The following is a 12,996-nucleotide window of genomic DNA, read 5'->3' as shown; positions in this document are numbered from 1 at the left end:
TAGATGGTAGAACGGCTTTCGTGGAAGAAGTTAGTCTGGGAACTGCTCTTTTTCTACTTGCCTTGGATCGCGCTGGGGTGGATTTTTGGTTATATGCCCTGGTTCTTGCTGGTCGCAACATGGATCCAGCTGATTTGGCATTTTCACAATTTGCTAAAGATGTCCAATTGGTTATGGAAAGAGCGTAGTCTTACCCCGCCTTCGGGCTCGGGGAGCTGGGAGCCTCTGTTCAACGGGATTTACCGTCTGCAGCAACGCAACCGACGTCGTCGCAAAGAGCTGGCAACCTTGATCCGCCGTTTCAGAAACGGTGCGGAATCCCTTCCTGATGCTGTTGTTGTCTTTCGCAGCGAAGGGAACATCGTGTGGTGTAACAAGCTTGCCCAGCACCTGCTTGGCTTCCGTTGGCCGGATGATGCTGGCCAGCCAATCAGCAACTTGCTCCGCAGCCCGGACTTCGTCCGTTACCTGAGCAAGCAGTCGTTTGATACCCCGCTGGAAATCACCTCGCCCTTTAACTATGACCGTACTCTTGAGCTGCGGATCATGCACTACACCGAGGGTGAATACCTGATGGTGGTAAGGGATGTCTCGCAGGTGAAGCAGCTCGAAGGCATGCGCCGCAACTTCTTTGCCAATGTCTCCCATGAGCTGCGTACGCCAATGACAGTACTGCAGGGCTACCTGGAGATGTCGAAAGATCCCGATATGCTGGTGGGGCCGATGTGGGACAAGGCCCACGGGGTAATGACCGAGCAGTTGACCCGGATGAATTCCTTGGTTGAACAGTTGTTGACTCTGTCGAAAATCGAGGCAGCACCGAATATCGAGCTGGAAGAGACCATCGATGTCCCGGCAATGCTGGATGTCTTGGAAAAAGAGGCCATCTCGCTGAGCGGGGGCAAAGAACAGCTGTTTAGCTTCGAGGTCGACAAGTCGCTTAAGGTGCTGGGTGATGAAGATCAGCTGCGCAGTGCGATCTCCAACTTGGTCTACAATGCCGTCAAGCATACCCCGCCTGATGCCGAGGTGAAGGTACGTTGGTATCTGACGGCTGCCGGCCCAAGGCTGGAAGTGACCGATCAGGGGCAGGGTATTGAGCCGCAGCATATCCACCGACTGACCGAACGTTTCTACCGGGTGGATAAAGCCCGCTCGCGTGAAACGGGCGGGAGTGGCCTAGGCTTGGCAATTGTTAAGCACGCCCTGAGCCATCATGATTCGCACCTCGAAATCGAGAGTGAAGTTGGAGTTGGCAGTACGTTTGCCTTCACCCTACCACAGCGATTGATTGCTAACGCTGCGTAAAACGGATGCGGGCTATCTTTTAAAAAACTAGGCCTTGAAAGCCAAAGCTCTATAAAAATAAGCTTTGAAAAAATATGCTAAGGTATTGAGCGGCCCCAGGGCCGCTTTTGCCGTTTTAAGGAGTCAAACTAAGCGAATGATAAATCGGATCAGGCAGGCCATGGATCGATGGCTGAAAATCACTTCCCTTCTTACATTGTATTTACCTGTTTTGGCGGTGGCCAGTCCGGCCTTGGCTGATCACAGCCCGCTGCCTCACTATGTTAAGGTGCAAGGGATCTCCGGTAATTTATCTTCGGTTGGCTCCGATACCTTTGCTAACCTGATGACCTACTGGTCAGAAGAATTTAAGCGTACTTATCCGAGTGTGAATATCCAGGTCCAGGCTGCGGGCTCGTCGACGGCTCCGACTGCCCTGATAGAAGCAACAGCTCAGTTCGGACCAATGAGCCGACGGATGAAGGCGAGAGAAGTCGCGGCATTTGAGCAGGAATACGGCTATAAGCCGACGGAGATCCGGGTCGCGATTGATGCCCTGGCGGTGTTTGTCAATGAAGATAACCCGTTGCAGGGGCTGGACTTCAGCCAGCTGGATGCCATTTTCTCACAGACCTTGCGTTGTGGGGGCAACCAGTCGATCACCCGGTGGGGCCAACTGGGGCTGACCGGCAGTTGGGAAAAACGGAGCATCCAGTTATTCGGTCGCAATTCCGTCTCAGGCACCTATGGCTATTTCAAGCAGAAAGCCCTGTGCCACGGGGACTTTCGTAATAATGTCAACGAGCAACCGGGTTCAGCTTCGGTGGTACAGTCGGTTTCGACGTCTCTCAACTCCATCGGTTACTCCGGTGTTGGTTACCAGACCACGGGGATCCGGGCGTTGCCGATCGCCCGTCAGGGCAGTGACTATGTGGCGCCGACCATAGAGAATGCTGCCAGCGGCCGTTACCCATTGGCTCGTTATCTGTATGTCTATGTCAACAAGCACCCAGACCGGCCGTTGCCGCCGCTCGAGAGCGAATTTATCCGTTTTATCCTGTCGGACCAAGGGCAGGATTTGGTGAAAAAGGACGGTTATGTTCCCTTGCCAGCCGAGGCCGTGAAGCAAACTTTGGTGACGTTGGGCTTATAGCCGGAACTACAGCAGAACAAAGCCGGAGTGGCGAGGCCTACTCCGGCTTTGTTGTTAGGGGCAAACAGGGTGGCTAGTCGCTGTCCGGCATTAGTAACAACTCCCAGCCGGCCTTGCGCCAGTACTCCTGTTCCTGGCGCAAATCTGCTGCCAGTAAGCGGTTACTTTCCTCCCAGCCTTCAGGTAGCGTAAGCCGCCAGTTCTCCTTATCGGCATCGACCGCAATCGCCGGCAGGGGATCGTCACTGCGTTGGCCGTTAAGCACGACGGCCAGCCTCAGGGTACGGATCAGCGGATAGAGGTGTTTGCGCTTGTATATGCTCAGCTCCGGCATTTCCTCGAGTTTTAAACTCTTGCGCTGGAAGCGAACCAAGGTGGCTAATACCGTTTGTTGCTCGAGGTTAAAGCCTGGCATGGTGCTGTGGCGTAACAAGTAGGCGGAATGGCGGTGAAAGCCGGGATAGCTGATACTCAGTCCCACTTCGTGGAGCAGGGCCCCCCAGCTCAGCAGGGTCGCCAGTTCAATTTTGGTTAGTCCCGGTTGTGGCTCTATCTGATTGTAGAGCAGTTCTGCCGTAGCCTTGACCCGGTTAGCCTGGGCTATATCGACATTGTATTGCGCGGCCATGGCCGTGGCGGTTCGCACTCTGATGTCGCTATGGCGGAATCGCTCTTCCATCTCGTATAGCAGCCCTTCGCGCAGGGCACCATCCGAGAAGTTCATCTCGTCGATGTTGAGCGAGTTGAAAACCGCACTGAGGATAGCAACCCCGGCAGCAAAGACGGGTTTCCGATCCTCGTTGAGGCCATCGAAGCTGAGGTCATCGTAATGCTTGACGGTCAGGATGGCTTCAGAGAGCTGTTGCAAGCGCTTGGCGGTGATCACTCCGTCACTATGCCCTTGCCCTATCAGGACTTCGCGTATTGCCTTGATGGTGCCCGAAGAGCCGATAGCCGTCTGCCAGCCCTCACGGATATATTGACTGGCGATGCTTTCGAGTTTCTGCTGGGCAGCGAGCTGGGCGGCAGCCATATTCTTGGCACTGATCTTCCCTTTGGCAAAGAAGCGTTTGTGGTAACTGACGCAGCCCATGTGTTTGCTATAGGCAAGCTGAGGCTCAAAGTCGTCACCGATAATCAATTCGGTACTACCACCACCGATATCCACCACCAGTTTTTTCCCGCTGTCGGGTTGGGTATGGGCAACGCCGAGGTAAATCAGACGGGCTTCTTCGGTGCCGGGGATGATTTCAATCGGATAGGGCAGCACGCTTTCTGCGCGTTTAAGGAAAACGTGGGCGTTTTTTGCTTGGCGTAAGGTATAGGTCGCAGCGATGCGCACATTCTCAGGCTCGAACCCTTGCAGCCGCTCGGCAAACATTGCCAGGCAATGCAGGCCGCGGTTGATTGCTGCCTGATCCAGGTTGCTCTGGCTATCTAGGCCTGAGGCAAGATGGACGCGTTGTTTGTGGCGGCTGATAATTTGCAGGCTTTGCCCGATGATGCGGGCAACCACCATATGAAAACTGTTCGAGCCAATATCGATTGCTGCGACTTCTCTTGGGCGTGCAGGTTCTGTCATGTATTGGTATCGCTCTTTAATTTTTTCTTCAGCTGCTTTTCTGACTGTTTGAGGTAGTCGTAAATCGCGAGTTGCGATCGGATCTTACGTTTGTTGCCTCGTGGCACGTACTTATTGGACATTTCTCTATCAATAATACGTGCCTTCACGGTGTCAGAAAGCTGGATATTGAGTATGTCGATAATCTTCTTTTTCAGTTCCGAATCGAAAACCGGGCAGCCGACCTCGATTCGGTTGTCGATATTGCGCGTCATCCAGTCGGCAGAAGAGATATACACTTCTGGTTCGCCGTTGTTCTCGAAGACAACTACCCTGGGGTGTTCGAGAAAACGGTCGACGATACTGATCGCGGTGATGTTTTCGCTGATCCCCTTGATCCCCGGGATCAAGGCACACATTCCACGAACGATGATTTTGATTTGCACACCGGCACTGCTCGCTTGGTAAAGCAGGTTAATCAGACCTTTATCGACAAGGTTATTCACCTTTAGTGTAATACCGGATGGCAAGTTTTGCTTGGCATGGGCGATTTCGCGGTCGATCAAGTCGTAGAGACGCGAGCGGGAGTTGCGCGGCGAGACAATTAGGTGTTTGAATTTCACCGGGCGGTAAGGGTTCTGGATATAGTTGAACACCATCCTGACCTCTTCGGTGATTTCCTTCCGGCAGGTCATCAATGAGAAGTCGGTATAAATGCGGGCTGTTTTCTCGTGGAAGTTGCCAGTCCCGATATGGGTATAACGCACGAGTTCATTGTCTTCCAGGCGCGTGATGAGGCACAGCTTCGAGTGGATTTTTAGTCCCGGCACGCCAAACAGCACCAGTACCCCGGAGTCGGTAAGGCGGCGGGCCCACTCAATATTGGCTTCCTCGTCGAAGCGCGCCTGCAGCTCGACCACGACCGTTACTTTCTTGCCGTTGTTGGCCGCATCGATCATTGATTCGATGATTTGTGAGTTCTTGGCCACTCGGTAGATATTGATTTTGATACTGCGTACTTTGGGATCGTACGCGGCCTGGCGAACCAGCTCGGTCATATGGCCAAAGGAATGGTATGGGTAGTAAAGCAGGATATCTTGCTGCTTGATGGCCTCGAATGCGTTGCGGGCACTGACAAACTGGGTACTTTCGAGCGGTGGCAGGGGTTTGTTTTCGAGATAATCGCGACCGACATTCGGGAAACCGATGAAGTCCTTGAAGTTATGGTAGCGGCCGCCGGGGATGATACTGTCGTAGCTGGAAACCTTCAGCAGGCCACAGAGTACATCGACCATATCGGTAGGCATATCGCGTTGGTAGACAAACCGAACGGGCATGGCGGTTAGCCGTTGGTCCAGGCCTTCGGACATCTGCTCGAGCAGGCTGTGCTCGAGTTCCAGGTTTAAATCGTACTCGGCATCGCGGGTCATCTTCATCGCATAGGCTGTCAGTTCGTCGTATTCAAACAGGCCGCTGAAGATATCATCGAGGCAGAAGCGAATAATGTTATCAAGGAAGATCAGGGTTTTGCGGCGCTTGCCTTTGGCTTCCGGGAGCTGGATGAAGCGCGGTAGCTGATCGGTTGGGATTTCGATCAAGGCATAGCGCTTGCTGTCGCCCTGACGCATTTCCACTGCCAGATAAGAATATTCGTCTTTCAAGAATTGCAGCAGTTCGATATCGTCGGTCAGCAGAATCGGGGTGACATGAGGCAGAATACGGCTGCGGAAATGCTTTCGCAGCCATACTTGCTGGTAGTCATCAAGTTGCTGTTCGTTGACCAGGAAGATATGGCGCCTTGCCATTTCCAGCAGGATTTCGTTGTACAGGGTATCGAAATCCTGGTTGAGCTTGAGGACCCGGCTTTGGATCTTGCTTAACAGATCCTTGGCCTTGTCATCGCCGCCTTGCTCTTCGTTGATCAGGATACGGCGTTTGACGTCAGCAAAGCGCACTTTATAGAACTCGTCGGTATTGCTCGAATAAATACCGAGGAAGCGAACTCGCTCGATTAACGGTACAGACTTGTCGGCGGCTTCTTGCAGTACGCGTTCGTTAAATGACAGCCAACTGAGTTCTTTGTCGAGATAGAGAGGTTCTGCGCTCATTGTCATCCTATCTTACTAATGGTGCATGAGAGGGATCAGTTATCGTCAATGTCGATGGTCAGATCGTCGGCGATCATCTCCAGCTCTTCTTGGACGTACTCAATACTCAGGTTGCTTGGCAACTCCAATTGGAAACGGGCTGAAAAAATCGGGTAGCCCCAGTTGGGGGCGCTGTCGGTGTGAGTTTTAAGTTTGTGAATATTGATACCAAGCTGGTTGAGCTTGGTGGTGACGTCTTTGACAATACCTGAGCGATCATTACCTGTGACCAGAAGGTGGTGTATAGCCGATGTTGGCAGGGTTTTGCTTTCTTCTTCGACAATCTGGACTTGAAGGGCGTCGAGTTGTTTGAGTGCATTGCTGAGGACGCTGACATATTGGTCAGCAACTTCTACTTGCAGGATACCGGTAAATTGGCCGGCTAATTTGCTCAGGCTGCTTGAAAGCCAGTTACCGTGGTTTTGATAAACTGTGTCTGACAGTGTTTCTACAAGGCCTGGGCGATCTTGGCCGATGACAGTGATGATCAGATGCTTCATAGCGATGTCCTTATACTCAGAGGCGTCATTACCTGTTCTATATAGACCATTATGTGAGCATCAGTAGTTGCTGTCTAGGCTTATAGCCAGATCAAGATATTGAATTTTTTACGAAATCACAGAAAAGAATAGGAGTTATATTTCATTTCATTTTTATGTCATTGATGCCTGTAAGCTCGGCATGACTGTGGGGATGCCTTGTCATATAATTGTCATATTAGGGAAATATTATTAGTAAACGTGTAAATTTATTGAGGTAATGATGGCAAAGGCCGGTGCGATATTGATGGGAGATAGTCCTGGCCGTAAGGTAAAAGATAAATTGGCCCGATATGGTGTGACTGCCGGTGGAATCTTTGTTCTTGTTACCCTCATTCTGATCTTTTTCTATCTTCTGTATGTGATCCTGCCGATCTTCTCATCGGTCAAGGTGACTCCCCAGCAGCAATTTACGACAGCCTTTACTGACAGGGCTGCGGATGTCCGTATCAGCGACAATAACGATTATCTGTTCCGGCTTGCAGATGATGGCTTGCTGAGCCTGATAAGCCTAACTCCCTCTGCGGGAGGGGATGTGTTAGGCACCGTTGAACTTCTTGATGATGTCGCGAGTATCGGCCGCACGCTGCCTGCTGACAGTCTGTATGCTCTGGGCGGAGGAAGCGGCGAAGTATTGATCGCCAAACCCGCTCTGAGCGGCGCGTCAGGTGATCATGTCCTTGCCTTGGACTATCCGTTGGGCAGCAAACTCATCGAACTCGATCCGGAAGGCCAGCCCATTGTTCGCCTGGCCGCTTCGGTGCGTGATAAGCAGGCGATCATTATGGGGATCACGGCCGATGGCAGGGCCAGGGCGGCATTGTTTTTCGAGACCAGCAATGTACTGGGCGGCAATGGGTCTGACTGGCAGTCATCTTTCTTTGCCATTAGCGGTTTGCCGGATACGGTCGAAGATATTGCGGTGACGCCCGATGCCCGCACCGCGTATGTGCTATCCGGTGATCAGCTTTACGTGGTGGCGTTTGGCACCGCATCAGGCTGGGTGCGGGAAGTGGTGGCGATTGAGCCGGGCGGCAGTCAGGCCCAGCAGCTGACCTTGTTGTCCGGAGCCAACTCGTTGCTGATCAGCCACAGCGACCAGTCGTTATCCCAGTGGTTCGAGATACGCAAAGACGGCAAGCGGACAATGGTTCGTGCCCGTGACTTTGCAGTCGGAGACAGCCCAGTTGCCATGTTGATCCCTGAATATACCCGAAAGGGCTTTTTTGCCCTGCAGCAGGACGGCCAATTATCGGCATTCTATACCACGGTAAAAGGGGCCATATATCGCGATAGGTTTTTGGCTGGTGGCTTACCCCAGCAACTTGCCATCTCGCCGCGGGCAGATCGCCTGGTTGCACTCCGAGACAATGATTGGCACATTTTTACGGTGGAGAACCCTCACCCGGAAATCGGGTTTGCTTCGCTGTGGCAGAAAATTTGGTACGAGGGCTACCCAGAGCCTGATTTTGTTTGGCAGTCGACATCAGCCAGTGATGAGTTTGAACCCAAGCTGAGCCTGGTGCCACTGGTCTTCGGCACATTGAAAGCAGCCCTTTATGGTTTGGTGTTTGCTGTTCCGTTGGCGTTGGCTGGTGCCATCTATACGGCTTATTTCATGTCTTCGCGGATGCGCGGGATCGTGAAGCCTACCGTGGAGCTGATGGAAGCGCTGCCAACCGTTATTCTCGGCTTTTTGGCCGGTATCTGGCTGGCTCCGATTGTGGAGTCACATTTGGTTGGTATGGTGGCGCTGGTCGTGATGTTCCCGCTGGGTATGTTGCTGGCTGGGATCGGCTGGGCGCTGCTGCCGGGAAGCTGGCGAAGCCGGATCCCGAGCGGTTTCCATGTCCTGCTGCTGATGCCGGTTATCGTATTGATCGCCTATGTTTGTTTTGAACTGAGTCCTTGGCTTGAGCAAAACTGGTTTGCCGGGGATGTTCGGGCGTACCTGAGCGATGAATGGGGGATTGGCTACGACCAGCGCAATGCCTTAGTGGTGGGGATCGCCATGGGGATTGCTGTCGTCCCCACGATCTTTTCTATTGCCGAAGATGCGATTTTTTCGGTACCGGGCCACTTGACCAGTGGGTCATTGGCCTTGGGGGCAACCCATTGGCAAACCCTGACGCGGGTTGTGTTGTTGACCGCAAGCCCGGGGATTTTCTCGGCCATTATGATGGGGCTGGGCCGGGCGGTAGGCGAAACCATGATTGTCCTGATGGCCACCGGGAATACCCCGATGATGGATTGGAATATCCTGGAAGGTATGCGTACATTATCGGCGACGATTGCGATCGAGATGCCGGAAAGCGAAGTGGGGAGCTCCCATTATCGGGTGATGTTCCTTGCCGCTTTTGTGCTGTTTGTATTTACGTTTTTGTTTAATACCATCGCTGAGTTAGTACGCCAGCGCCTGCGTGAGAAGTACAGCTCACTTTAATATCTTCGGGTAATGGACATCGATGAAAGTTCTGGAAATCTTCATAACAGTGAACAATATATTTAATGACTAGGTGGTTAAGATCTGGCGCACCTTGGGTATGGCTGACGGCGGGGGCGGTTAGCCTGAGCTTGATCGTGGTGCTTGGCTTGTTGCTATTAATCGGTTGGAAAGGGCTGGGGTATTTCTGGCCTGCGCCGGTGTATCAGTTTGACATCCAGCAAAATGGTCGTCACAGCACGGTGATCGGTGAGGTGTACGAGCGCAAGACTGTCCCCGTTGAGCAATTGACCGAAGCGGGGATCGACACTTCCGACTTCGCCGGCGATAAAGTGCTCCGCTACGTGATCAAAACCGGTAACCGCGATGTATTGGGCAGTGACTTTGTGACCGTGCTTGAGCCACATATTGTTAGCCAGGAGCCGGCAGCCGGTGTGGCGGTGATAGAACGGCTGAAGAACGGTCGTTTTTATGGCATTCCTGTCGGGTTGACCGATGATGGCGTGGCAATTCCGCTGGAAGAGCTAGAAAACAGCCTGGAGCAAGCCGATAGTGTCCGTGACTCGATTCGTCAGATTGAGAAAAAAGATCTGGTTGCATTGAACCATCAGTTTGAGCTGCTCAATGCCCAGCTCCGCAATAGCGATGCCTCTCCTGAGCTAATAAAAGAGCGTCAGCGACTGGAGCAACGCTTTGTCCAGATTGAACAGCAGTTGTTAAGGCTCCACCAGCAACTAGGCCGTGATAACTTGATTGTAAAGGAGATGACAGGTCAGGAAATCACCCTGCCAATCGAACAGATCCTGGATATCTGGTATCCCAACGATTTTTCTGCCGCAGGGAAGTTTGGTCACTGGGCGCGACAGCTCGGCCATTTCGTCAGTGATGATCCCCGCGAGGCGAACACCGAAGGTGGTGTTTTTCCCGCTATTTTCGGTACCGTTTTTATGGTGCTGCTGATGAGTGTGATTGTTACCCCGCTGGGGGTGCTGGCGGCCGTTTACCTTCATGAATATGCCGGCAAGAGTTTGTTTACTAAACTGATCCGGGTCGCGGTTATCAATCTCGCCGGTGTGCCGTCGATTGTGTATGGTGTCTTTGGGCTGGGCTTTTTTGTCTATATTGTCGGGGCACAAATTGATGACCTGTTCTTTGCCGAGCAGTTGCCGGCACCGACATTCGGCACCCCCGGGATTTTATGGTCGGCGCTGACCCTGGCCATCTTGACCCTGCCGGTGGTGATTGTCTCAACCGAAGAAGGCCTGGCCAGGATCCCCAACTCGATCCGCCATGGCTCGTTGGCATTGGGGGCAACCCAGGCCGAGACCCTGTGGCGTACCGTATTGCCGATGGCCAGCCCGGCGATCATGACCGGGCTGATACTGGCAGTAGCCCGTGCAGCAGGAGAGGTGGCGCCGCTGATGCTGGTGGGGGTGGTGAAAATGGCACCGTCGCTACCGATAGACGGGCAATTTCCTTACCTGCATTTGGATCGAAAATTCATGCATCTCGGTTATCATATATATGATGTTGGTTTTCAAAGCCCGAATGTGGAAGCGGCAAGGCCGCTGGTTTATGCCACATCATTTTTGTTGGTCACCGTGATTGTCGGTCTGAACCTGACAGCCATCGGGATCCGTAACCACCTGCGTGAAAAATTCCGCTCTTTGGAGCAATAGTGAGATTCAGGAAAGAGTATGTTTTCGATTAATTCCCCGATTGGCCTGTTTGAGCCTGTTGATTTGTCAGCGTTGCCGGAAGAGAAGACGGCGCTGTCAATCGAGGGGTTGGATCTGCACTATGGCTCTCATCAGGCGCTGTATGACATTAATATGCGGATTGCCAAAGGCCAGGTGACGGCATTTATCGGCCCGTCGGGGTGCGGCAAGTCAACGCTGTTGCGTTGTATCAACCGGATGAATGAGCTGGTTGAAGGCTGCAAGGTGGACGGCAAAGTAATGCTGCACGGCCAGAATATCTACGACAGCAAAGTCGACGTTGCGTCGCTGCGCCGCCGGGTGGGGATGGTGTTCCAGAGACCGAACCCATTCCCCAAGTCTATTTATGAAAATGTGGTCTATGGCCTGAGGCTGCAGGGGATCAAGGATCGCCGGGTGCTTGATGATGCGGTGGAAGGCTCGCTGCGCGGTGCGGCCCTGTGGGACGAGGTCAAAGATCGCTTGCATGAAAATGCCTTTGGCTTATCGGGTGGCCAGCAACAGCGTCTGGTTATAGCTCGGGCTATTGCGATAGAGCCGGAGGTGTTGCTGCTCGATGAGCCGACATCGGCTCTGGATCCGATTTCTACCCTGACCATCGAAGAGCTGATCAACGATCTGAAAACCAAATACACGGTGATTATTGTTACCCACAACATGCAGCAGGCGGCACGCGTGTCCGATAACACTGCTTTCATGCACATGGGGGAGCTGGTGGAGTACACCAGCACCAATGATATTTTCACCACCCCGAAAGAGAAACGCACCGAAGATTACATTACGGGTCGATACGGTTAAGGAGTAAGTAATGTTAGATAATTTGAGCCTTGGCCGTCATATTTCCGGCCAGTTTAACGCCGAGCTGGAAAGTATCCGCACCCATGTCTTGGCGATGGGCGGTTTGGTTGAGCAGCAGCTGGCCGATGCCCTCAAGGCGATGCACAAGCAAGATATCGAGCTGGCAAGGCGGGTTATCAAAGATGACCACAAGGTCAATGCGATGGAAGTGGCCATTGATGAAGCCTGTACCCGTATTATTGCCAAGCGCCAGCCGACTGCCAGTGACCTGCGCTTGGTGATTGCGATCATCAAGACGATTACCGACCTTGAGCGAATCGGCGATGTGGCTGAAAGTATTGCCAAGGTGGCGTTGGAAAACTTCACCAACAAGCAGTACAACTTGCTGGTGTCACTCGAAGCGCTTGGCCAGAGTGCGGTGAGGATGCTCCACGAGGTGCTGGATGCCTTTGCCCGGATGGATGTCAAAGCGGCGATCCAGGTCTACCAGGAAGACGATCGGATTGACCGTGAATACGAAGCCATTATCCGTCAGCTGATGACCTACATGATGGAAGATCCACGCTCGATACCGAATGTGCTGCAGGTGATGTGGTCGGCTCGCTCGATTGAGCGGGTGGGGGATCGCTGCCAGAACATTTGCGAATACATCATCTACTTCGTCAAAGGTAAGGATATCCGTCACACCAGCCAGGAAGAAATTGAAAATATCTTGAAGTAGAGAAAGATGTCATGGCTCGCCTGTGAGGGCGAGCCATGACAGAGCTCAAGCTAGAAGCCAAAGTTGATACCAAACCCGTAGCTACGGTAATAATTGTCCTCACCGAAAAGATCGGCCTTCTGGTAGCTAAAATAACCAATGATGTTGACATTAGGAACGATCTCTCGGCCTACTTCTAAGCCATAGATACCCGTTGTGTCTTGATCGCGATCTTTACGATACCCTTCTCCACGAACGTAATATTCACGGCTTTCTTCTATCCGGCTCACCCCTAACACCGCTGCGACATAGGCAGGCTGGTTGCCAATGGCCGTAAAGTGGTATTTGGGCTTCAATACGGCGCTGTAGCTGTAGGTTTTGTAATCGATAGCGGTGAAGCCTTTGAAGAAAATGCTATCGCCTAACTCAATGGCATTGAGCTCGATCCCCAGAGAGGCACTGTTGTTGATGGCAACATCATAGCCCGCCGTCAAACCATACTGGGCTGGAAGGGTTGATTTGCTGTAATCGGTAAACCCCAGTTTCAAGCCCGCATAGGGGCCTACTGCAGGACTGGCAACAGCCCCAGCGGATAGCAAAGTCGTCAGCAGTAATACGATACGTGATTTCATGGTGTTGGCTTTCTATGT

At 52.7% G+C, this 12,996-nt stretch carries 10 protein-coding genes; 6 read left to right on the top strand and 4 right to left on the bottom strand.

Annotated features, from left to right (window positions below; translation table 11 throughout):
• Positions 1–3 precede the first annotated feature (3 nt).
• Together phoR and PTW35_RS14400 are read left to right on the top strand one after the other, a co-directional pair.
• Positions 4–1,308, top strand: a complete 1,305-nt coding sequence (gene phoR / locus PTW35_RS14405; RefSeq protein WP_281025581.1) for a phosphate regulon sensor histidine kinase PhoR — start codon at positions 4–6, stop codon at positions 1,306–1,308.
• A gap of 160 nt (positions 1,309–1,468) precedes the next feature.
• Complete coding sequence (locus PTW35_RS14400) at positions 1,469–2,440, top strand: phosphate ABC transporter substrate-binding protein PstS family protein (protein WP_281027520.1); 972 nt, start codon at positions 1,469–1,471, stop codon at positions 2,438–2,440.
• A gap of 73 nt (positions 2,441–2,513) precedes the next feature.
• Here PTW35_RS14400 and ppx read toward each other — a convergent pair whose 3' ends face one another.
• From ppx to PTW35_RS14385, 3 genes are read right to left on the bottom strand one after another with little or no spacing between them, the layout of a single operon-like run.
• Complete coding sequence (gene ppx / locus PTW35_RS14395; protein ID WP_281025580.1) at positions 2,514–4,022, bottom strand: exopolyphosphatase; 1,509 nt, start codon at positions 4,020–4,022, stop codon at positions 2,514–2,516.
• A complete protein-coding gene (gene ppk1 / locus PTW35_RS14390; protein WP_281025579.1) occupies positions 4,019–6,109 on the bottom strand; it encodes a polyphosphate kinase 1 in 2,091 nt (696 codons plus the stop codon). The genes ppx and ppk1 overlap by 4 nt, the downstream gene beginning before the upstream one ends.
• A 35-nt stretch (positions 6,110–6,144) precedes the next feature.
• Entirely contained in the window at positions 6,145–6,648 is a 504-nt protein-coding gene (locus PTW35_RS14385; protein ID WP_281025578.1) for an ACT domain-containing protein, read from the bottom strand.
• A gap of 286 nt (positions 6,649–6,934) precedes the next feature.
• Here PTW35_RS14385 and PTW35_RS14380 point away from each other — a divergent pair, with 286 nt between their 5' ends.
• The 4 genes from PTW35_RS14380 to phoU all read left to right on the top strand — a co-directional run bounded on the left by PTW35_RS14380 (position 6,935) and on the right by phoU (position 12,367).
• Positions 6,935–9,130, top strand: coding sequence for an ABC transporter permease subunit (locus PTW35_RS14380; protein WP_348637724.1), 2,196 nt, complete (start codon positions 6,935–6,937; stop codon positions 9,128–9,130).
• A gap of 65 nt (positions 9,131–9,195) precedes the next feature.
• Positions 9,196–10,809: a phosphate ABC transporter permease PstA gene (gene pstA, locus PTW35_RS14375; protein ID WP_281025577.1), complete on the top strand. Its 1,614-nt coding sequence runs from the start codon at positions 9,196–9,198 to the stop codon at positions 10,807–10,809.
• A gap of 18 nt (positions 10,810–10,827) precedes the next feature.
• Positions 10,828–11,646, top strand: coding sequence for a phosphate ABC transporter ATP-binding protein PstB (pstB, locus tag PTW35_RS14370; protein WP_281025576.1), 819 nt, complete (start codon positions 10,828–10,830; stop codon positions 11,644–11,646).
• Positions 11,647–11,656: 10 nt separating this feature from the next.
• Positions 11,657–12,367: a phosphate signaling complex protein PhoU gene (phoU, locus tag PTW35_RS14365; RefSeq protein ID WP_281025575.1), complete on the top strand. Its 711-nt coding sequence runs from the start codon at positions 11,657–11,659 to the stop codon at positions 12,365–12,367.
• Between the two features lie 50 nt (positions 12,368–12,417).
• Here phoU and PTW35_RS14360 read toward each other — a convergent pair whose 3' ends face one another.
• Complete coding sequence (locus PTW35_RS14360) at positions 12,418–12,978, bottom strand: outer membrane beta-barrel protein (protein ID WP_281025574.1); 561 nt, start codon at positions 12,976–12,978, stop codon at positions 12,418–12,420.
• Between the last annotated feature and the right edge of the window lie 18 nt (positions 12,979–12,996).

The organism is Photobacterium sp. DA100 (assembly GCF_029223585.1).
Lineage (GTDB): Bacteria > Pseudomonadota > Gammaproteobacteria > Enterobacterales > Vibrionaceae > Photobacterium.
This window is presented reverse-complemented; position numbering and strand designations above follow the sequence as displayed.

Bases quoted from the DNA above. Each gene is read 5' to 3' on its own strand.
- phoR (WP_281025581.1), top strand. From the start codon at position 4: ATGGTAGAACGGCTTTCGTGGAAGAAGTTAGTCTGGGAACTGCTCTTT.
- PTW35_RS14400 (WP_281027520.1), top strand. From the start codon at position 1,469: ATGGATCGATGGCTGAAAATCACTTCCCTTCTTACATTGTATTTACCT.
- ppx (WP_281025580.1), bottom strand. From the start codon at position 4,022: ATGACAGAACCTGCACGCCCAAGAGAAGTCGCAGCAATCGATATTGGC.
- ppk1 (WP_281025579.1), bottom strand. From the start codon at position 6,109: ATGAGCGCAGAACCTCTCTATCTCGACAAAGAACTCAGTTGGCTGTCA.
- PTW35_RS14385 (WP_281025578.1), bottom strand. From the start codon at position 6,648: ATGAAGCATCTGATCATCACTGTCATCGGCCAAGATCGCCCAGGCCTT.
- PTW35_RS14380 (WP_348637724.1), top strand. From the start codon at position 6,935: ATGGGAGATAGTCCTGGCCGTAAGGTAAAAGATAAATTGGCCCGATAT.
- pstA (WP_281025577.1), top strand. From the start codon at position 9,196: ATGACTAGGTGGTTAAGATCTGGCGCACCTTGGGTATGGCTGACGGCG.
- pstB (WP_281025576.1), top strand. From the start codon at position 10,828: ATGTTTTCGATTAATTCCCCGATTGGCCTGTTTGAGCCTGTTGATTTG.
- phoU (WP_281025575.1), top strand. From the start codon at position 11,657: ATGTTAGATAATTTGAGCCTTGGCCGTCATATTTCCGGCCAGTTTAAC.
- PTW35_RS14360 (WP_281025574.1), bottom strand. From the start codon at position 12,978: ATGAAATCACGTATCGTATTACTGCTGACGACTTTGCTATCCGCTGGG.